14 protein-coding genes, 1 pseudogene and 1 CRISPR repeat array are annotated in these 20205 nt (G+C 51.6%); of the genes and pseudogenes, 9 read left to right on the top strand and 6 right to left on the bottom strand.

The window, feature by feature from the left end:
* Nucleotides 1-1096 precede the first annotated feature (1096 nt).
* Together lspA and ispH are read left to right on the top strand one after the other, a co-directional pair.
* A complete protein-coding gene (gene lspA / locus ACRPFF_RS01860) occupies nucleotides 1097-1591 on the top strand; it encodes a signal peptidase II (RefSeq protein WP_111726268.1) in 495 nt (164 codons plus the stop codon).
* Between the two features lie 29 nt (nucleotides 1592-1620).
* Complete coding sequence (ispH, locus tag ACRPFF_RS01855; RefSeq protein WP_432673637.1) at nucleotides 1621-2589, top strand: 4-hydroxy-3-methylbut-2-enyl diphosphate reductase; 969 nt, start codon at nucleotides 1621-1623, stop codon at nucleotides 2587-2589.
* Nucleotides 2590-2675: 86 nt separating this feature from the next.
* Here the strand turns inward: ispH and ACRPFF_RS01850 are convergent, their stop codons facing one another.
* The gene (locus ACRPFF_RS01850; RefSeq protein WP_432673636.1) at nucleotides 2676-3335 is read right to left on the bottom strand and encodes an HAD-IA family hydrolase; all 660 of its coding nucleotides are present in this window, start codon (nucleotides 3333-3335) and stop codon (nucleotides 2676-2678) included.
* A gap of 159 nt (nucleotides 3336-3494) precedes the next feature.
* Between ACRPFF_RS01850 and ACRPFF_RS01845 the strand changes: the two genes are divergently transcribed.
* The 3 genes and pseudogenes from ACRPFF_RS01845 to ACRPFF_RS01835 all read left to right on the top strand — a co-directional run.
* Nucleotides 3495-5609, top strand: a complete 2115-nt coding sequence (locus ACRPFF_RS01845) for a TonB-dependent siderophore receptor (protein ID WP_432673635.1) — start codon at nucleotides 3495-3497, stop codon at nucleotides 5607-5609.
* Nucleotides 5610-5678: 69 nt separating this feature from the next.
* On the top strand, nucleotides 5679-6611 hold the full coding sequence (locus ACRPFF_RS01840; RefSeq protein WP_411712985.1) for an alpha/beta hydrolase: 933 nt from the start codon (nucleotides 5679-5681) through the stop codon (nucleotides 6609-6611).
* A 39-nt stretch (nucleotides 6612-6650) separates the two neighbouring features.
* Nucleotides 6651-6767, top strand: a pseudogene (locus ACRPFF_RS01835) (invertase); the annotation flags it as partial.
* 153 nt (nucleotides 6768-6920) lie between these two features.
* A CRISPR array of direct repeats spans nucleotides 6921-8276; the repeat unit is 36 nt; unit sequence GTTGTAGCTCCCATTCTCATTTCGCAGTGCTACAAT.
* 63 nt (nucleotides 8277-8339) lie between these two features.
* On the opposite strand, the gene cas2 reads toward ACRPFF_RS01835, so the two are convergent.
* The 4 genes from cas2 to dnaE all read right to left on the bottom strand — a co-directional run bounded on the left by cas2 (nucleotide 8340) and on the right by dnaE (nucleotide 16600).
* Nucleotides 8340-8666 carry a CRISPR-associated endonuclease Cas2 gene (gene cas2 / locus ACRPFF_RS01830; protein ID WP_002214566.1) on the bottom strand — a complete coding sequence of 109 codons (327 nt, stop codon included), beginning with the start codon at nucleotides 8664-8666 and terminating at the stop codon, nucleotides 8340-8342.
* A complete protein-coding gene (cas1, locus tag ACRPFF_RS01825) occupies nucleotides 8659-9573 on the bottom strand; it encodes a type II CRISPR-associated endonuclease Cas1 (RefSeq protein ID WP_411712984.1) in 915 nt (304 codons plus the stop codon). Before cas1 ends, cas2 begins: the two co-directional genes overlap by 8 nt.
* A gap of 66 nt (nucleotides 9574-9639) precedes the next feature.
* Entirely contained in the window at nucleotides 9640-12888 is a 3249-nt protein-coding gene (cas9, locus tag ACRPFF_RS01820) for a type II CRISPR RNA-guided endonuclease Cas9 (protein ID WP_432673634.1), read from the bottom strand.
* Between the two features lie 277 nt (nucleotides 12889-13165).
* On the bottom strand, nucleotides 13166-16600 hold the full coding sequence (gene dnaE / locus ACRPFF_RS01815; protein WP_432673633.1) for a DNA polymerase III subunit alpha: 3435 nt from the start codon (nucleotides 16598-16600) through the stop codon (nucleotides 13166-13168).
* 283 nt (nucleotides 16601-16883) lie between these two features.
* Here dnaE and ACRPFF_RS01810 point away from each other — a divergent pair, with 283 nt between their 5' ends.
* The 4 genes from ACRPFF_RS01810 (at nucleotide 16884) to ACRPFF_RS01795 (ending at nucleotide 18838) form a co-directional block, all read left to right on the top strand.
* Nucleotides 16884-17081 (top strand): hypothetical protein, encoded by a 198-nt coding sequence (locus tag ACRPFF_RS01810; protein WP_432673632.1) that lies wholly within the window; start codon nucleotides 16884-16886, stop codon nucleotides 17079-17081.
* 58 nt (nucleotides 17082-17139) lie between these two features.
* Nucleotides 17140-17373 (top strand): RNA-binding S4 domain-containing protein, encoded by a 234-nt coding sequence (locus ACRPFF_RS01805; protein WP_002221492.1) that lies wholly within the window; start codon nucleotides 17140-17142, stop codon nucleotides 17371-17373.
* Nucleotides 17351-17554 (top strand): hypothetical protein, encoded by a 204-nt coding sequence (locus ACRPFF_RS01800; protein ID WP_411712980.1) that lies wholly within the window; start codon nucleotides 17351-17353, stop codon nucleotides 17552-17554. The genes ACRPFF_RS01805 and ACRPFF_RS01800 overlap by 23 nt, the downstream gene beginning before the upstream one ends.
* Before the next feature lie 447 nt (nucleotides 17555-18001).
* Complete coding sequence (locus tag ACRPFF_RS01795) at nucleotides 18002-18838, top strand: PHP domain-containing protein (RefSeq protein ID WP_432673631.1); 837 nt, start codon at nucleotides 18002-18004, stop codon at nucleotides 18836-18838.
* 50 nt (nucleotides 18839-18888) lie between these two features.
* Here the strand turns inward: ACRPFF_RS01795 and ACRPFF_RS01790 are convergent, their stop codons facing one another.
* A complete protein-coding gene (locus tag ACRPFF_RS01790; RefSeq protein ID WP_432673643.1) occupies nucleotides 18889-20181 on the bottom strand; it encodes a valine--pyruvate transaminase in 1293 nt (430 codons plus the stop codon).
* Nucleotides 20182-20205 lie beyond the last annotated feature (24 nt).

Genomic DNA, 20205 nt, shown 5'->3' with positions numbered 1-20205 from the left:
TTCAGTTGCATAGGGTCGGATTGTTGAAAGNGGAGGATTTGATGGATTCGATGAAAACGGTAGAAATGTGGGATTGATGGAAACGGCGGGCTGAAGCCCCCTGCGGTTACTGTCAGGTTTCGGTTATATTGGAATTTCGGGAAACTTATGAATCGTCATTCCCGCGCAGGCGGGAATCCGGTCCGTTCGGTTTCAGTTATTTCCGATAAATTTCTGCTGCTTTTTATTTCTAGATTCCCACTTTCGTGGGAATGACGGTTCAGTTGCTACGGTTACTGTCAGGTTTCGGTTATATTGGAATTTCGGGAAACTTATGAATTGTCATTCCCGCGTAGGCGGGAATCTAGAACGTGGAATCTAAGAAACCGTTTTATCCGATAAGTTTCCGTGCGGACAAGTCTGGATTCCCGCTTACGCGGGAATGACGGGTTCAGTTGCATAGGGTCGGATTGTTGAAAGGGGAGGATTCGATGGATTCGATGAAAACGGTAGAAATGTGGGATTGATGGAAACGGCGGGCTGAAGCCCCCTGCGGTTACTGTCAGGTTTCGGTTATGTTGGAATTTCGGGAAACTTATGAATCGTCATTCCCGCGCAGGCGGGAATCTAGTCTGTTCGGTTTCAGTTATTTCCGATAAATTCCTGCTGCTTTTCATTTCTAGATTCCCACTTCCGTGGGAATGACGGTTCAGTTGCTACGGTTACTGTCAGGTTTCGGTTATATTGGAATTTCGGGAAACTTATGAATCGTCATTCCCGCGCAGGCGGGAATTTAGTCTGTTCGGTTTCAGTTATTTCCGATAAATTCCTGCTGCTTTTTATTTCTAGATTCCCACTTCCGTGGGAATGACGTCGGGGCGGATAAATCCTTGCAATCTAAAATCTCGGCATTTCCAATAAATTTCATATTTTTCATTTCATTATTCTCAATCACTTATTGCCCGAAGGTCGGTTTGTATCGGCCGGTAAAAATCCGTCCCTTAATCAGCCGGGGTTTTTTGGGCGCATTAAGCGTTTTAGACGGCATTTGCCGTTTCGGGTACAGGCAGGGGGTTTTCGGGTAGAATGGCACTCTTTTATCCGGCTGTTGAAAAATATGTCTTCATCTGTTTCAAGTAAAACGCGCTATTGGGTATTGGCACTTGCCGCCATCGTGCTGGACCAGTGGTCGAAGTGGGCGGTGCTGTCGTCGTTTCAGTATCAGGAACGCGTCAATGTCATTCCTTCCTTTTTCGATTTGACCTTGGTTTACAACCCCGGCGCGGCCTTCAGCTTCCTTGCCGATCAGGGCGGCTGGCAGAAATATTTCTTTTTATTGTTGGCTGTGGCGGTCAGTATTTATCTGGTACGCGCCATTTTGCGCGACGAGTTTGCAGCCCTCGGCAAAACGGGTGCGGCGATGATTATCGGCGGTGCGTTGGGCAATGTCATCGATCGCCTGATTCACGGCCATGTGGTCGATTTCCTGCTGTTTTACTGGCAGGATTGGTTTTATCCGGCCTTTAATATTGCCGACAGCTTTATTTGTGTCGGTGCGGTATTGGCGGTGCTTGACAATATCGTCCATCGCACAGATAGCAAAAAAACGTGAATGCTGTCTGAACACGGAATACAAAACTTATGAACGGAAAAACCATCATCCTTGCCAATCCGCGCGGCTTCTGCGCCGGTGTGGATCGGGCAATCAGTATTGTCGAACGTGCTTTGGAAGAGTTCGGCGCACCGATTTATGTGCGTCATGAAGTCGTCCATAACAAGTTCGTCGTCGATAACCTGCGCGAAAAGGGTGCGGTGTTTGTCGACGATTTGGCGGAAGTGCCTCGGGGCGCGACGCTGATTTATTCGGCACACGGCGTATCGAAGGCGGTGCAGCAGGAAGCGGCGGAGCGCGGTTTCCGGGTATTTGATGCGACTTGCCCGCTGGTGACGAAAGTGCATAAGGAAGTTGCCCGCCTCGATGCCCTGGACTGCGAAATCATCATGATCGGGCATAAAGGTCATGTCGAGGTTGAAGGAACGATGGGACAGCTCGAACCCGGGAAAATGCTTCTGGTGGAAACGGTCGGAGATGTTGCCAAACTCGAAGTCAAAAACCCCGACAAACTTGCCTATGTCAGCCAGACCACGCTCTCGGTCGATGAAACCAAAGACATCATTGCCGCGCTGAACGCGCGTTTCCCCAATATCCGCAATCCGCGCAAAGAAGATATCTGCTATGCGACCACCAACCGGCAAACCGCCGTCAAAGAGTTGGCGGAACAGTGCGACATCGTCATCGTGGTCGGTTCNCCCAATTCGTCCAACAGCAACCGCCTGCGCGAAGTGGCGGCATTGCGCGGAATCGATGCGTATATGGTGGATAATGCGGGCTACTTGCAACGCGCATGGTTTGAGGGAAAACAAAAAGTCGGCGTAACGGCAGGCGCGTCCGCGCCCGAAGTGTTGGTGCAGGAAGTGCTGGCAACCATACGCGGGTGGGGGCATGAAACCGTACGCGAAGGGGAGGGTGCGGAAGAAAGCATCGTGTTCGTCCTGCCCAAAGAGTTGCGCCGCGAGGGCGAAACCAAACCCGATTTGTGCAAACGTTGAGCAAGCGTTGAATGCTTGGGCAAAACAAATGCCGTCTGAACAACCTTCAGACGGCATTTGTTTCGGGTGTCTGATGCGGAAACCAATCAGGCGTAATGTCGTGCAAGAAAACCGGGCAGTTCGGACAAGTCGTTCAATACGGCGAGATGAGGTGCGCTAAGGAGCTGTTCGCGCGAATGTGCGCCGGTGGTAACGCCGACTGCCGCCGCCCCCGCGTTTGCCGCCATATGCAGGTCATGCGCCGTATCGCCGACGACCAATGCTTCTTTCGGGTCGAGTCCCAGTTCGCCGCAGAGTCCGAATACCATTTCGGGCGAGGGTTTGGAGGGATATTCCCCCGCGCAGGCGGTGGCGAGCCAATAGCTGCCGGTGGCGGTTTGGCTGATGGCACCGTCCAAGCCCGCCCGCCCTTTGCCTGTGGCGACGGCAAGCCAGTATCCTTGCGCTTTGAGCTTGTCCAGACAGGGCAGGGCATCGGGAAAGAGCGTCATATTGCGGTTGTTGGGATTGAGGTAATGTGCGGAATAGGTGCGTGCGATGTCGGCAACTGCGGTTTCAGACGGCATTTCGAGCAGGTCGCGGATGATTTCGGGCAGACTGTATCCGATCAGACTGCGGACACGGTCTGTTTCCGGCATGGGGAATCCGCATTCGGCGAAGCTGCGGCGCATGGTGTCGATAATGGGTTGGGTTGTATCGGCAAGCGTGCCGTCCCAGTCGAAAATGATGAGTTTGGGCGGGTTCATGGCAGGTTGTTTGCGGTGAAAAGGCAGATTTTATGCGGAAAACGCAGACGTGTCGCATTTTCAACAAAATTTGTCGGGCGGGCGATATATTTTCCCGAACAAGCCGCGTTGCATTTTATTAGAATATAACAATTATCATTTATATGAATTGGACAGTTTATGTCAGTTTTCCGCATCAATATGACGGCAGCCGCTGTTTTGACCGTACTTTCTTCTTCTGCGTTTGCCGCCCAAACGGAAGGTTTGGAAACCGTCCATATTAAGGGTCAGCGTTCTTACAACGCGATTGCCACCGAGAAAAACGGCGATTACAGCTCGTTTGCCGCCACCGTCGGTACAAAAATCCCCGCTTCTTTGCGCGAAATTCCGCAATCCGTCAGTATCATCACCAACCAACAGGTCAAAGACCGCAATGTTGACACCTTCGACCAACTGGCACGCAAAACGCCCGGTTTGCGCGTGTTGAGCAACGACGACGGACGCTCTTCGGTTTACGCACGCGGTTACGAATACAGCGAATACAACATCGACGGCCTGCCTGCGCAGATGCAGAGTATCAACGGCACGCTGCCCAACCTGTTTGCCTTCGACCGCGTGGAAGTAATGCGCGGGCCGAGCGGACTGTTCGACAGTAGCGGCGAGATGGGCGGTATCGTAAATCTGGTGCGCAAACGCCCGACCAAAGCGTTCCAAGGTCATGCTGCAGCGGGATTCGGTACGCACAAACAATATAAAGCCGAAGCCGACGTTTCAGGCAGTCTGAATGCCGACGGCCGCGTGCGCGGCCGCGTGATGGCGCAGACCGTCGGCGCGTCTCCGCGTCCTGCCGAGAAAAACAACCACCACGAAACCTTCTACGCAGCGGCGGATTGGGACATCAACCCCGATACGGTTTTGGGCGCGGGCTATCTTTACCAGCAACGCCACCTCGCGCCGTACAACGGCTTGCCAGCCGATGCCAATAACAAATTGCCGTCCCTGCCGCAACACGCATTTGTCGGCGCGGATTGGAACCGATTCAAAATGAACAGCCACGACGTGTTCGCCGATTTGAAACATTACTTCGGCAACGGCGGCTACGGCAAAGTCGGTATGCGCTATTCCGACCGGAAAGCCGATTCCAATTACACGTTTGCCGGCAGCAGTCTTGATAAAGCCGGAAAAGCCTCGGCTGCAGGTTTGGGTACGGACATCAAACAAAAAGCCTTTGCGGTTGACGCAAGTTACAGCCGGCCGTTTGCCTTGGGCAACACCGCCAACGAATTTGTGATTGGTGCGGACTACAACCGTTTCCGCAGTACCAACGAACAAGGGCGTTCGACTTTGTCAAAAAGCGTCGCTTTAGACGGTTTCCGCGCTTTGCCTTATAACGGCATACTTCAGAACGCCCGCGCCGGAAACAAAGGTTTCAATCACTCCGTTACCGAAGAAAATCTCGACGAAACCGGTTTGTATGCCAAGACGGTGTTCCATCCTCTGGAAGGTTTGTCGTTGATTGCAGGTGGACGTGTAGGACATCACAAAATCGAGTCGGGCGACGGCAAAACCCTGCACAAAGCTTCAAAAACCAAATTCACCGGCTACGCAGGCGCGGTTTACGATATAGACGGCAGCAACAGCCTGTACGCTTCCGCCTCCCAGCTCTACACGCCGCAAACCAACCTCGATGCCGACGGCAAGCTGCTCAAACCACGCCAAGGCAACCAGTTTGAAGTCGGCTATAAAGGCAGCCATATGGACGACCGCCTCAATACCCGAGTTTCGTTCTACCGCATGAAGGATAAAAATGCCGCCGCACCGCTGGACCCAAACAACAAAAAAACCCGTTACGCCGCATTGGGCGAGCGCGTGATGGAAGGTGTTGAGACCGAAATCAGCGGCGCGATTACACCGAAATGGCAAATCCATGCAGGTTACAGCTATTTGCACAGCCAAATCAAAACCGCCTCCAATTCACGCGACGACGGCATCTTCCTGCTGATGCCCAAACACAGCGCGAATCTGTGGACGACTTACCAAGTTACGCCCGAGCTGACCATCGGCGGCGGCGTGAACGCGATGAGCGGCATTACTTCATCTGCAGGGATGCATGCAGGCGGTTATGCCACGTTCGATGCGATGGCGGTATACCGCTTCACGCCCAAGCTGAAGCTGCAAATCAACGCCGACAACATCTTCAACCGCCATTATTACGCCCGCGTCGGCGGCGCGAACACCTTTAACATTCCCGGTTCGGAGCGCAGCTTGACGGCAAACCTGCGTTACAGTTTTTAAAGACCAATATGCCGTCTGAAACGGCAGCCGCAGCATCATCAAACCACAACAAGCTGCGCGGCATACCCTATGCTCTCACAACTGGAGTATGGCATTGTGAAGGAAAACAGACCGAACCGGCAGGCAGACCGCTTTGCCGGTTCGGTTTTACCGCTTGCCGCCAGTCTGACCCACAGGCCGAACATCATGAAACCCATACCGACCGACACATTCCAACCTGCCATACTGCCCCAAGCCTTTGAAACCGAAATCAAATCCACCTGCACGGGGCGAATCTATCGGATTCAGACGGCAACACTCGGCGAAATGCCGTCTGAAGGCTATCCCGTCCTCTTTGTCCTCGACGGCGAAGCCTTTTTCCCCGCACTTTTCAACATCATGCAGTCGCTGATGCCCAACCCCGTTACCCGAAGCAACGCCCCCTGCCTGATTGTCGGTATCGGCTACACGACAGGCAGTGTGCGCGATTTGGTACAACGTGCCGCCGACTACACGCCGCCGCTTGGAGACAACGCCGCAGCAGACGAACGGCAGCAGTTCGGACAGGCAGACCGCTTCGCCGCCTTTATCGACAGCGAACTGACCGCCTTTTTAGAAAGCAAATACCGGTTGGACAAAAATGAAACCGCCGTATTCGGGCATTCGTTCGGCGCACTATTCGGACTGTATTCCCTGCTTTCCCACCGCCGTTTCAGACGGCATTGGCTCGTATCCCCCTCGATTTGGTGGCACAACAGGCGGATACTCGACTTTATGCCGTCTGAAAACCGGCTAAACGGCATCGATGTCTGCCTCAACATCGGCGCGCTAGAACGGGGCAGCGATTGTAAACGCAGGGAAGAACGCGACATGGCAGGGCAGGCCGAACAAATGGCGGCAGAGTTGGACAGGCGCGGGGCCGCCGTATTTTTCCGGGAATATCCGAATGCCAACCACGGCAATGTCCCGTTTCACTCGCTGACCGACTGCGTCGAATATTTGAGGAAGGTTTGGCAGAGGTAGGGAATCAGGGGTGGGCATAAAAGGCTTATCGCAAGGTTGGAAGCCAAGAAGACCAAAAAAGCCGTCATCGCCGCATTGATGCGTAGGCTTGCCAGTACGTACCACATAGACAAGAAAATCAAAGATGACGGATCATCGCGTTATAAACCAGCATAAATCCCAATAAGAAAAAAGGCATTTCTTTTGAAACGCCTGCCTTGCCGCGTGTAAAATCCTTTCAATTGTAAGGATTATGTTATCGATCAAAGGAGTATCTTTTCCATTTCGCAGTGCGACAATGACGCATTGGGTGGTATTTTGTCCAATGACGTTGTAGCTCCCATTCTCATTTCGCAGTGCTACAATGGTCATGGCTTGCGCCTGAACAGTAGAGCGGTTGTAGCTCCCATTCTCATTTCGCAGTGCTACAATTCTATATCGGCTCTCCATCGTCTCTCTGTCGTTGTAGCTCCCATTCTCATTTCGCAGTGCTACAATGCAGGCATGGCGAAATAATTGGTTTTTATGGTTGTAGCTCCCATTCTCATTTCGCAGTGCTACAATTGCCGTTATTTGACAGATTTAATCATGCTCGTTGTAGCTCCCATTCTCATTTCGCAGTGCTACAATGGCTTGAACATTTCATCGTTTGCCATCATGGTTGTAGCTCCCATTCTCATTTCGCAGTGCTACAATAATTACGCCAATCGCTACAACGCCTTCTTTGTTGTAGCTCCCATTCTCATTTCGCAGTGCTACAATCGCCTGTTCCAACGTTTCCACAACTTTATCGTTGTAGCTCCCATTCTCATTTCGCAGTGCTACAATCTTTATGTATTGGTTTCCGCCCATATGTTCGTTGTAGCTCCCATTCTCATTTCGCAGTGCTACAATAAAGACAACATTTATTATTCAGACGAAGCAGTTGTAGCTCCCATTCTCATTTCGCAGTGCTACAATAACAAAACCCATGATTACATTGGCCACTTGGTTGTAGCTCCCATTCTCATTTCGCAGTGCTACAATTCTAGACAAACGAAATTGTAGGAGTTTTTGGTTGTAGCTCCCATTCTCATTTCGCAGTGCTACAATCTAGTTGCTTTGCGCTACACCACAAAAATAGTTGTAGCTCCCATTCTCATTTCGCAGTGCTACAATAATTCACAATGACTTAAGACAAAATTATTCGTTGTAGCTCCCATTCTCATTTCGCAGTGCTACAATACATATGTGAATAGCGGGCGCGCTAGAGATGTTGTAGCTCCCATTCTCATTTCGCAGTGCTACAATCCGGCGAGCAATGGCATTATTCTTTCCTCAGTTGTAGCTCCCATTCTCATTTCGCAGTGCTACAATTGGTTAGTTCATGCTTTGCACTCACTAATAGTTGTAGCTCCCATTCTCATTTCGCAGTGCTACAATTGCTAGCTATCTTGCATACACTAGGGCTTAGTTGTAGCTCCCATTCTCATTTCGCAGTGCTACAATTGCCCCGATGAAGTATTACAGGGACAGCGGGTTGTAGCTCCCATTCTCATTTCGCAGTGCTACAATAACGCGGTTTTTGATACTTAAGCGGTATTTGTTGTAGCTCCCATTCTCATTTCGCAGTGCTACAATTGATTTGCGCAACCGCCATCTCGGTTTCGTGTTGTAGCTCCCATTCTCATTTCGCAGTGCTACAATACCCCAACGGGAAATCCTTATTATGTAAGGGTTTCCCGTTTTATTTGTTCTGAAAAAATGGGCTTAAAATAACAATAATTGGTCTGAATTGACCTTTTTTTCTTGGGTTTTCAGCTCGCCCAACAGCAGTTTCATGGCGGCATATTGCTTTTCTGTTATCTCCAAACAGCGGATTGAGCCTTCTTGCGGAAGGTTTGCACACAGTCTGTTGTGGTGTTTTTGCAACGAATCGCGGCCTTTGACGATACGGCTGTATACGGAAAGTTGCAGCATTTGGTATCCGTCTTTTAATAAAAACTGGCGGAATTGATTGGCGGCTTTGCGCTTTGCCGCCGTGATAACCGGTAGATCGAAGAAGACGATAATCCTCATAAATTTGGCCTCACTCATATTGGTATTCTTTCAATGGCAAGATTTCAGGCAGTTTCAGTTGTTTGGCGTTTTTATCGGTTACGCCGGCTTGGAATGAGGAAACCATTTTGTCGATGGCGGCCAAGGTGCTGAAATGTTGCTGTTCGATGCTGATTTGATAGTGAAGGGTTTTGATAAGGTGTTGTTTGATGCCGGGTGTCAGTTCAGTTTTCAGACGGCCTTGTTCGTACAAATGTATCACGGTCAGGTCGGCCAATGGGCGTAAGGGTTCGATAAAGTCATCGGCGAGATTAAATGGATTGAGTTCGCTTCTATGAAACAAGCCTAATGCAGGCAACCAACCGTATAAGGTGAGGGTGCGTGCAACTGCGGCCCGGAGCACGGCGTAGGTGTAGTTCAATGCGGCATTGACGGCGTTGTTGTCATTACGGGTAAATTTTTCTCCAAAGAGGGCTTGGAAGTAGAGGGCGGCAGCTTGGGCTTCACGGTTTCCTGTATCGCCTGAACGGACTTCAGATGCCAAAGTGCGCAGCCGTTTGGCTGCAAGATCATTGCCGGTTTCGTTTGCAACAAATGCTTGATTCAGGATTTTTTGGCGGATGATATGTTGCCAGAGTTGCTTTTTTAAGGGTTCGCTTATGTTCAGTTGCAGCTTGAGGATTTTAAGTTGGCGGTGATATTGGGCATAAGGCAGCCATTGTCCGCAGGGCAGGAACTGCTCGTCGCAGGTCAGCAGGGTTGCGCCATGTTCGGCTAAGGCTGATAGGAGCGGGGCGGTAATCAGGGTTTCGCGATTTTCGATGATGATAACGGCGATGTCTTCTAATGGTACGGTATGGGACTCGCCGTTTTGTTGAATCAGCAGTTGCCGGCGTTGCAAGGATAGTTTGCCGCCGTTTTGAATGAGCAGGCTGCGCCAAGTCATGTTTTTCCCCTTATTTTGATATAAAAAATCCCTGCTTCAGGCCGTCTGAAACAGGGATAGATTAATTTAACGGACAGGTGGGCGTTTTTTCAGACGGCATGGTCTGATTTCTTTGCCGAGTTCGTCAATTTGGTATTTTTGTATTAATACAAGATTTTGGGTGCTAATACGGAATTGCTGTTCTTTAGAGCCTTTATCATGCCAAGCTAAATAGAATCGTCCATTAGAGCTATCACAGTTGATATAGTAGGCGAATTCTACTTTAGATTTTTCATCTTTTTGAAAAGCAATCAGATCATACTTATGCAAGCTAAAACAGAATGTATAGCTATCATCAATCCGGTATCCTTTACAATCAATATCGGGAAGAATGTTTTCAGCAACCTGCCAAGCATAGATGGGAACAATAAAATACTGATTTTTTCCTTTCTTATCCACTTTACAGAACACATCAACACGTACCATGTCTCCATTATCTGCAATGGTATAAGCATTTTTTTTATTTAATAAGACTCCGCTCTCTTGGGTTTTTTCGACTCTCACAGCTTTAACCAGTTGTCCTCCCTTTTTATAAAACGGATTGTCCTTAGGGTCAAATGCTTGTTTAGCATTACCTCCATATGCCTCTAAACGCGCCTTAAGAGCCTCATATAATTCAATCTCTCTACCATTTTTATAATTAACCATATTTTCAAGGTCGGCCAACTTGATTTCGGTTAACCATACTCGTTTAACACTAATTTTTTCATTATGTTTAACAAATCGTTTAGCAGATCTCAAAGTATCTTTATGCGTACCGCTCATCTTCCGATTAGGCGCGCGCGAAACAAATAGTGGCGTAACGTATTCGTGTATGGCTTCGGGACGAGAAGATAATTTTTCAGCGAGCAACGCGCGCAGTTTTTCTGGGGTATCGGCTTCTTCGAATTTGGGTTTGCCGTCCGGTTTGCCGAAGACGCGAATCATGACTTCTTGTGCGAAAAATTCCCAAGGTTGCGGGAAGTGTGTTTTTTGATGCAGCACTTCTCCTGTTTCTTTATCTATGGTTTTGCCGTCAAACGCGTTCATCTCTTTATAGCGTACAAAACGGGTAATTTTCTGCTGCATGGCAACGGTCGAGCAGGCAACGACGACGGCGTCCAAGGCGTGATGGCGGTCGTTTTCCGCACGCACTTTGCGTAATCCCCAAAAGCCGCGCAACAGATTGGTAATTTGTCCATTGGATGCAAAGACACGTCTTTTCCCTTTGCCTGTCAGCCGCATATGGTCGGCAATAAATTGGCACAGGAAACGGTTGACGTAGCGCGTATCGTTCAGATTGCGTTCTTTGAAGCCGTCTTCGTCAAATTTTTGCAGCAGAATCCGTTGTTTTTTACTGCGCGGGAAACGGCTGGTTTCAACACGCGCTTTAAATTCCTGCCATTCGCGGCTGTTGTCTTTGCCGTTGAAGTATTCGTAAGGGGTTTGATTGCCTTTGTTTTGGTTTTCGCTGCCCAATACCAGCACTTTATTGTTGAAACTGTCGTCCCATGTGCGCGAGAACGGCAGGGCATGGTCGATTTCGACATAGCCTTTTTCGTTCAGACGGCCTAAGTTGATTTCTTTGCCCGAATACAGGCATTTGCCGTGTTGTTGCTCGTACAGGCGCAGTTTCAGAATATCTTTGGATTTGGGTTCGCCGACAAAATTGGGGAAATACTCTCGGAATTTGGCGGCGGCTTTTTCCCGGTCTTTACGGTTTTCTTCCTGACGTTTCTCAATTTCTTTGCGGTCTTTAAATGATTTGCCCACTTCCCTTGCTGTTTCAATATGGATACGCGCAGGGGAGCCGTAACGCCGAACCACGCCGTTAATGACTTTTCTGGCTTGAGATAAGGCGCGCAAGACGACTGGATTGCGGATTTCGTCGGCAGGGATGGGCGGCAGATAAATCTTTTCTTCCGCATTTTTCTTGCCGTAATGGTCTCCGTAGATTTCGGCGCAGGCTTCATCGTAACGTTTGCCTTGCTCCATTAGAGGCACAATTCGGCGCAATGCTTTCAAGGAAATTTGGACGAACTTATCGAAGCTGATGTGTTTCAACAGCGCTTCTAAGATTTCGGGCTGTACACGGTCTTTCAGACGGCCTGTAATGTCTTCATCGGTTTTGAACAGAGAGAATGCCGTGCCGATTTCGTCTTGTAATTCGGGAGAAAGGCTTAATGGAGATTTTTTGTCTTTCAATCCTTCTTTTTCCAGCGCACGGCTGATAGCATGGTAGGCCTTCATTTCCATCAATGTTGAGGCTTCGGCATTGTCTTTACCATAGCGCAAGCCTTTGAAAAAGGCGGTATCGTCTAAACCCAGCAGCTTACGGGCTTGTGCGTAAGTCAGTTTGGATTTTCTGTATGGCTCGTCCATAAGCGTGGTGCGTTCGGTATCGGTCAATGGCCGCTCGCTGCCTTGCTCTAAAATACGCAGGTTGTTCAGTTTGGTCAGCCAGATAAAACGTTCGGCGGTGTAGGTGTTTTTAGCGGCTTTCGGCTCTGCCGACTCAAAGGTGCAATGTCCCAACATTTTTTGAACGGCATCGCCGGACAGGGCAGGGCGTTGCGTCATCAGCAGGGTTTCAATACCTTCTTTAAGGCCGTCTGAAACATGCGGATTGCCGAATTCTTTTTGTTTTTCAAACAGTAAATTTAGCTCCGCCTGCAAATCTTTGCGACTGAACGTATGAGAATAATCGCCGCGTTGGTTGCGGATATGGCCGCTTTCTTTCTCAAATTTATTTAAAGCCAATTCGGCCGGTGTGCGGAAATCGCCTGTCTGTAAGGCATGGGCATTGTTGGCCACGCCTTTAAGCAAAGCGCCAAGCTCCTTATCGGCAGTTTCGCCCTCGTTTTTTCTTTGCGACAAATAGCCGCGATGTTTGATTAAATGCAACAAGACTGCCGACCACTCCAAAGGCGTCAGTTTGCGGTCTAATGCGGCTGCGCGAAGTTGCCATGGTGTATTCGGTAAGGATTTGATCAAGCCGTTTTCATCAAAATCGGCGGCTTGTAATACGCCTTCGCGTTTCAATAGGCGACGGGCCCGAAGCAGGCGATGGGCGCGACGGCGGGTCAGGCGGCGGACACTGCGTGCCAAACGTCTTGCCATGGCGAGGGAATCTCCGGTTTTCGGCACTTCTGCACGCTCAAATATGCGCACGCCAAAATCAATCAGGCGGATGGGGTTTTCTTCTTCGTCGATTTCTACCATCGCCCAGCCGACGGATGTGATGCCGATATCGAGGCCGAGGATGTAGTTGATTGGATTAGGTTTGAAGGCAGCCATTTATTACTCCGTAAACAACGTTGCAAATAATGATAATATATCTGATTGCCTTATTTATATACAAATAGATTATTGACTTATCATCTCACAAGGGCTAGAATCCCAAACATATTGTCGCACTGCGAAATGAGAACCGTTGCTACAATAAGGCCGTCTGAAAAGATGTGCCGCAACGCTCTGCCCCTTAAAGCTTCTGCTTTAAGGGGCATCGTTTATTTCGGTTAAAAAATGCCGTCTGAAACCGGTTTTGGGCTTCAGACGGCATTTATATTTTGGGTTACCAATTCACGCGCACCGACCGGCTGCCGAGCAATGTTTCCAGTTCGCCGAACAATGCGGAACTCGGTGTAACCGTCCATTTCGGCGGCACTTGAAGCCTGCCCGACGCTTTTCCGTTGGCATACGACAGTTGCAGCGGGATGCGCGGCGTGTCGGGCAGTTGGTGGGCGGCGAGCAGTTGTACCAGTCCGCCGATGTCGTGATGCGGGGCGAGGGCGAGACTGAGGCTGCGGGCGTAGCGTTCGCGCGCCGTTTGCAGGGTCATGACTTGGTTTGCCATGATGCGCAACCCGTCGCCGCCGCCGTAGTCGTCGCGGCTGACTTTGGATTCGATAATCAGCACTTGGTCGGGTTTGAGGCAGTGGGCGCAGTTTTCCAGCGTCTGACCGCCGATCATGATTTCAACCTGCCCGCTCAAATCTTCGAGGCTGACGAAGGCGATTTTGCCACGTTTGCCCATCATGGTGCGCACGGCGGTCACGAATCCGGCGAGGCGCACGCTGTCTTGCGGTTTCAGACGGCCCAATTTGGTCGGGGCGATTTGGCGGACTTCTTGGGCATACGGGCCGAACGGGTGTCCGGACAGATAAAAGCCGATGACGGTTTTTTCTTCGGCGAGTTTTTCCGACTCGCTCCACATGGGCACGTCAACGAGCTGCACCGGTTCGATGGCATCTTCCATCATGTCGAAAAGTCCGCCCTGATTGGCGTTGGCGGCTTTTTGGTCCGCGTTGTTCATGGCAAGGTCGATGTTCGCCAAGAGCATGGCGCGGTTGGGTTCGATGCTGTCGAACGCGCCGCCGCGTATCAGGGCTTCGAGGGTGCGGCGGTTCATGTGTTCTTTGCCGACGCGCTCGCAGAAGTCCAAGAGGCCCGTAAACTTGCCGCCGCTTTGCCGCGCGGCGATGATGGATTCGACGGCTGCTTCGCCCGTGCCTTTAATCGCGCCGAGTGCGTAGCGGATTTTCATGTTCGGATACGGCGTGAAGCGGTAGTCGGATTCGTTGATGTCGGGCGGCAGGAACTCGATGCCGTTGGCGCGGCAGTCGTCGTAGAAATGCTTGAGCTGGTCGGTGTTGTCCAATTCAGACGACATAGTCGCCGCCATAAATTCGGCGGGGTAGTGGGCTTTGAGCCATGCGGTCTGATAGGAAATCAGGGCGTAGGCGGCGGCGTGGGATTTGTTGAAACCGTAGCCGGCGAATTTTTCCATGTAGTTGAAGATTTCGTCGGATTTTTCGCGCGAAATGCCTTGTTTCGCCGCGCCGTCGGCGAAGATTTCGCGGTGTTTCACCATTTCTTCGGGCTTTTTCTTGCCCATAGCGCGGCGCAGCAAATCCGCGCCGCCGAGCGAGTAGCCGCCGATAATCTGCGCCGCCTGCATCACTTGTTCTTGATATACCATAATGCCGTAAGTCGGCGCGAGGATGCCTTCGAGCAGCGGATGGATGTATTGGAATTCCTGTCCCTTCATACGCGCGACAAAGTCGGGGATGTTGTCCATCGGGCCAGGTCGGTAGAGCGANACGAAGGCAATCAGTTCTTCAAACTTGGTTGTATGCGCCGTTTTCAGCATTTTCTTCATGCCGGTCGATTCGAACTGGAACACGGCGGTAGTGTTCGCATCGCGGAAGATTTGGTAGGCAAACTGGTCGTCAAGCGGAATCTTGCCGACATCGACGATATCGCCGGTGGTGCTTTTGATGTTGTTCTGCGCCATTTCGATAATGGTCAGGTTGCGCAGGCCCAAAAAGTCGAATTTCACCAAACCCACATCTTCCACGTCGCCTTTATCGTACATGGATACGGGCGAGGCGGATTCGTCCGCCTGATACACGGGGCTGTAATCGGAAATCTTGCCCGGCGCAATCAACACGCCGCCCGCGTGCATACCTAGACCGCGCGTTAAATCTTCCAGCTTTTTCGCCAACGTAATCAGTTCGTCCGCTTCTTCCGCTTCGATTAATTCCTGAATCTGCGGCTCGGCCTTCATCGCGTCGTCCAAACTCAAAGGTTTGTTGGCTTCCAGCGGAATCAGCTTGGACAGTTTGTCGCACAGGGTAAACGGCAGCTCCAACACACGCCCCACGTCGCGGATGACTGCTTTGGACGACATCGTGCCGAAGGTAACAATCTGGCTGACCGCTTCCGCGCCATATTTTTCGCGCACATATTCAATCACGCGGCCGCGATTTGCCTGACAGAAGTCCACGTCAAAGTCGGGCATGGAGACGCGTTCGGGGTTTAAGAAACGTTCGAACAGCAGCGCGTATTTGAGCGGATCAAGGTCGGTAATCTTCAATGAATACGCCACCAGCGAACCTGCGCCCGAACCACGGCCCGGCCCTACCGGACAGCCGTGCGTTTTCGCCCAGTTGATAAAGTCTTGTACGATAAGGAAATAGCCGGGGAATTTCATCTGGATGATGATGTTTAACTCAAAATCCAGCCGTTTTTGATATTCCGGCATTTTTGCCGCACGCTCCGCTTCGTCGGGATAAAGCTGAACCATGCGTTCCTGCAAACCCTCGTTTGAGAGTTTGATGAGATAGTCATCGAGTGATAAACCGTCGGGCGTGGGGAAAAGGGGCAGGAAGTTTTTGCCCAATGTGATGTGCAGATTACAGCGTTTGGCAATTTCTACCGTGTTTTCCAAGGCTTCAGGCAAATCGGCGAAACGTTCGGCCATGGTTTCCGGTGGAATGAAAAACTGGCTCGGCGTGAAATCGCGCGGACGTTTCTTGTCCGTCAATACCCAGCCGCCTGCGATGCACACCCGCGCCTCGTGTGCGTTGAAATCGTCGCGGCTCATAAACTGTGTCGGATGCGTCGCTACCACCGGCAAACCCAGTTCCTCCGCCAGCTTCACGCTGCCGGAAACGCAAGCCTCCCATTCGGGGCGTTCGGGCAGGCGTTGCAGCTCTAAATAAAACGTATCGGGAAACCACGCTGCATATTTCAACGCCGCCGCACGCGCCGCGTCTTCATTGCCGTTCAACAGATTCACGCCCACTTCGCCGTAATGCGCGCCGCTCAAACAAATCAAGCCGCTGTTGTCGCCATTTTCCAACCATTCGGGGTTGAGTTCCGCATGATGGATATTACGGTCTTTGCCGACATAGGCCGCCGTCAAAAGCTCGCTCAAACGCAGATAGCCCGCATCGTTGCGGATAATCAGCATGGCGCGAAAGGGCTTGTCGGGCGTATTCGGATTGCCTATCCACACGTCCGCCGCGCCGATGGGTTTAATCCCTGCGCCGCGGCAGGCTTTATAGAATTTCACCAAGCCGAATTCGTTCATCAAATCGCTGATGCCCAAAGCAGGCAAACCGTATTCCTGCGCTTTGGTAATCAGTTTTTTAATCCGCACCATACCGTCGGTAATTGAGAATTCGGTATGCAGGCGCAGGGGGATGTAGGTCGGCTCGGTCATGGCAAAATCGGCGTGAACAATAAAAGGCGTATTGTAGCAGGGTTGTCCCCGGATGGCGGGCGGGAAGATGCCACTTCGGGTTCAGACGGCATTGCCGCCAATGGTTTCCGCGCTTTTACGACGGCAAAAAAATGCCTCCTACCGTGTGGTGGAGGCTTCCCAAGGAGTATTGATAGATATAAAGGACTATCAAACTAGTTATAAAGAACTATATACCTTATTCGGACGGATGGCAAGCAGTTAAATTAATTTTACGTTCAAACAGGTTTTTGATTTCGTTTTGATGGCTGATGCCAATGACCAGTGTATCGGGCAGTTCGTGTTTGAGGATGTGCATCAGCGTCAATGCGGATTCGTCGGGGAACAGGATTTGCAGCCTGCTGTTGGACAGGATTTCTTTGATCGGATGGCGGCATATGGGGTTTCAGACGGCATTTTTACGGAACAGGCGGGGGGGGACGTGCTGCCGGTTTTGCGGTAATTTTGGGTACGGCGGCGGCAGGTGCTACAATAACGGCCTCTTTCTGCAAGGGAACATTATGGAAGCCACCGTCTATCTCGAAGACAACGAATACATCGCCTTGTGCGACCTCTTGAAATTGGCCGGACTTGCCGAAAGCGGCGGGCAGGCGAAGGCGTTTATCGCCGAAGGGCTGGTGTTGCGCAACGGCGAAACCGAAACCCGCAAAACGGCCAAAATACGCGGTGGCGAAGTCATCGAGTTTGACGGCGCGCGCTTGGAAATCGCCGATGGATACGACCCTGAAGAATAAAGCCGAAGCCCTTTTGGGCGAGCCGCTTTTAGACGAACCCGTCCGCCCCGAGTCGTGGGAATGCTGCGGCAGCGAGTGCGGCGATGCCTGTATCCAGACAATGTATTGGGCGGACAAGGCACGCTACGACGCGCAACGGCGGAAGTTGAAAGAAGCGGGTTGGGCGGACAATGCCGTCTGAAACGGTTCGGCTTGATATAGTGAATTAACAAAAATCAGGACAAGGCGGCGAGCCGCAGACAGTACAAATAGTACGGAACCGATTCACTTGGTGCTTCAGCACCTTAGAGAATCGTTCTCTTTGAGCCAAGGCGAGCCAACGCTGTACCGGTTTAAATTTAATTCACTATAAAACCACGTTTTCAGACAGTCTTTTATAGTAGATTAAAATTGAAAACGTCCATATCGTCATTCCCGCGCAGGCGGGAATCCGGAAGTTCGAAATAGCGGTTAACCTTAAACATTTTTGACAAATCAAGGTCTGGATTCCCGCCTGCTCTGGAATGACGGTATAGGGACTTTTTCTTTGCATTTGCCATACACCTGTTTTTTAAAATGACCGCCGCCGCCACACTGCCCGACAACATTGAAACATCCCGAGCTTCATTCACCACACACATAACACCCCATGATAGACCTGCACTGCCATTCCACCGTTTCCGACGGTATGCTCTCCCCCGCCGAAGTCGTGCGCCTCGCGCATCAAAACGGCTGCACGCTGCTGGCGTTGACCGATCACGACCACACCGGCGGCATTGCCGAAGCGCGTGCCGAAGCCGACAGGCTCGGTTTGCGCCTGATTAACGGTGTGGAAATCTCCGTAACGTGGCGCGGGCGCACCATACACGTTGTCGGTTTGGATTTCGACGAACGGGACGAAAACCTGCAAAACCTGTTGGCGCAAGTGCGGCAAGGTCGTCTGAAACGCCTTGAAGCCATCGCCGCCAAGCTCGAAAAGAAAGGCATCGGCGGCGCATACGACGGTGCGCTCGCGCTGGCGGCAAACAAAGAAATGGTCAGCCGCACCCACATCGCCGAGTTCCTCATCAAAAACGGATACGTCAAAAACAAGCAGCAGGCGTTCATCAAATACTTGGGCGACGGCAAATCCTGCGCCGTCCGACACGAATGGGCGACGCTGGAAGACTGCGTCTCCGCCGTCAACGGCGCGGGCGGCATGGCAGTCATCGCCCACCCCATGCGCTACGATTTGTCCGCCACCGCCAAGCGCAATCTGTTTGAAGAATTTAAAAACCTCGGCGGCGCGGGCATCGAAGTCCACAGCGGCAACTGCTGCAAAAACGACCGCCTCAACTACGCGCTTTTGGCAGAACGTTTCGGATTGTCGGCAAGCGCGGGCAGCGACTTCCACCGCTTAAACGACTTCAGCGGCGGCATTCTCGGCGCGTGTCCCGAATTGCCGGAAAACTGCAAACCGGTTTGGGAACATTTTTCCCGGCATTGAATGCGGATAAAAATGCCGTCTGAAAGGCTTTCAGACGGCATTTTTGTGTTTTAAACGGTGTCGTACAGTTTTCGGACGGTTTTACCGATGGCGGCAATGCCTTTTTCCAGCGTTTGGGCGTCCTGCGCGATGCTCATACGGATGCACTCGCCCGCGTGCGGGTAATCGTGCGTGTCGATGCCGACGAAGAAATGCTCGCCCGGAATAATCAGCGTACCTTCGGCTTTGAGCATTTCGTACAGGGTTTGCGAAGAAACGGGCAGGTTTTCAAACCAGAGCCACAGGAAAATCGCGCCTTCGGGTTTGTGGATTTTCATCGGGTACGCGCCCAGCTCCCGCTTGAGCAGCGAGACGGCGGTTTGTGCCTGATTGCGGTAAAACGGCCGGATGACTTGGTCGGCAAGCCGTTTCATCTCGCCGCTTTCCAGCAGCGGGGCGGCGATGGCCGCGCCGAAGCGCGTGGGGGCAAGGTTCACAATCGCGTTCAGGCTGCTGACGGCTTTGACGACTTCGGGCGCGGCGACGATGATGCCGGTGCGAACGCCCGGCAGGCCGACTTTGGACAGGCTGAAGCAGAGGATGATGTTTTCATGCCAATTCAGCGTTACGTCGCTGTAAATGATGTTGGGGAACGGCATTCCGTAGGCGTTGTCGATAATCAGTGGAATCCCGTGTTCACGCGCCAAAGCGTCCAAACGCGCCATTTCGCCGTCGGTCAACACATTGCCGGTCGGGTTGGTCGGGCGCGAACAGCAAATCGCGCCGATTTTGCCCGCTTTGAGTTCGGGCAGGTTTTCCAGTGCGTCAAAGTCCACGCGGTATTTGAAGAAGCCTGCTTCGCCTTCGTGTTCGACGTTTTCGATTTTGGGCTTGACGGAAACAAAGTGCTGCCCTTCGACATGCACGTCGGCATAGCCGATGTATTCGGGCGCGAGCGGCAACAAAATGGCTTTTTCTGCGGATGTGCCGTCTGAAAGCTTGAATTTGCCGCCGAAGAGGTTGAACAAATAGAAAAACGCGTTTTGCGAACCGTTGGTCAGCGCGATATTGTCGGCGGTCAGGTTCCAGCCGTATTCGCGGTTGAGGAAGGCGGTCAGCGCGTCAATCAGCGCGGCATCGCCTTGGGGATTGGAGTAATTGCCGATGTTTTCGACGGCGTGTTCTGCCGCCAGTTTGGAAAATATGTCGGCAAACGCCCGATCGATTTCCGGAATGCGCGCCGGATTGCCTCCGCCGAGCATGTTGACGGGCTTGTCGCTTTTGAGCGCGTCGCCGAGGTCGTCCATCAGTTGGAGGATGCCGCTGTGTTGCGTGAATTTTTCGCCGAATGCTGAAAACTGCATGTCAAACTCCGTGTGTGTAAGGTA

It is taken from the genome of Neisseria sp. SLRRB23, assembly GCF_050896295.1.
Classification (GTDB): domain Bacteria; phylum Pseudomonadota; class Gammaproteobacteria; order Burkholderiales; family Neisseriaceae; genus Neisseria.
The sequence above is the reverse complement of the archived record's forward strand: the minus strand, read 5'-3'. Positions and strand labels throughout refer to the sequence as shown.

Excerpts from the sequence above, each read along its gene's own strand:
- lspA (WP_111726268.1), top strand. The coding sequence starts at position 1,097 with ATGTCTTCATCTGTTTCAAGTAAAACGCGCTATTGGGTATTGGCACTT.
- ACRPFF_RS01850 (WP_432673636.1), bottom strand. The coding sequence starts at position 3,335 with ATGAACCCGCCCAAACTCATCATTTTCGACTGGGACGGCACGCTTGCC.
- ACRPFF_RS01845 (WP_432673635.1), top strand. The coding sequence starts at position 3,495 with ATGTCAGTTTTCCGCATCAATATGACGGCAGCCGCTGTTTTGACCGTA.
- ACRPFF_RS01840 (WP_411712985.1), top strand. The coding sequence starts at position 5,679 with ATGCTCTCACAACTGGAGTATGGCATTGTGAAGGAAAACAGACCGAAC.
- cas2 (WP_002214566.1), bottom strand. The coding sequence starts at position 8,666 with ATGAGTGAGGCCAAATTTATGAGGATTATCGTCTTCTTCGATCTACCG.
- cas1 (WP_411712984.1), bottom strand. The coding sequence starts at position 9,573 with ATGACTTGGCGCAGCCTGCTCATTCAAAACGGCGGCAAACTATCCTTG.
- cas9 (WP_432673634.1), bottom strand. The coding sequence starts at position 12,888 with ATGGCTGCCTTCAAACCTAATCCAATCAACTACATCCTCGGCCTCGAT.
- ACRPFF_RS01810 (WP_432673632.1), top strand. The coding sequence starts at position 16,884 with ATGGCTGATGCCAATGACCAGTGTATCGGGCAGTTCGTGTTTGAGGAT.
- ACRPFF_RS01805 (WP_002221492.1), top strand. The coding sequence starts at position 17,140 with ATGGAAGCCACCGTCTATCTCGAAGACAACGAATACATCGCCTTGTGC.
- ACRPFF_RS01800 (WP_411712980.1), top strand. The coding sequence starts at position 17,351 with ATGGATACGACCCTGAAGAATAAAGCCGAAGCCCTTTTGGGCGAGCCG.
- ACRPFF_RS01795 (WP_432673631.1), top strand. The coding sequence starts at position 18,002 with ATGATAGACCTGCACTGCCATTCCACCGTTTCCGACGGTATGCTCTCC.
- ACRPFF_RS01790 (WP_432673643.1), bottom strand. The coding sequence starts at position 20,181 with ATGCAGTTTTCAGCATTCGGCGAAAAATTCACGCAACACAGCGGCATC.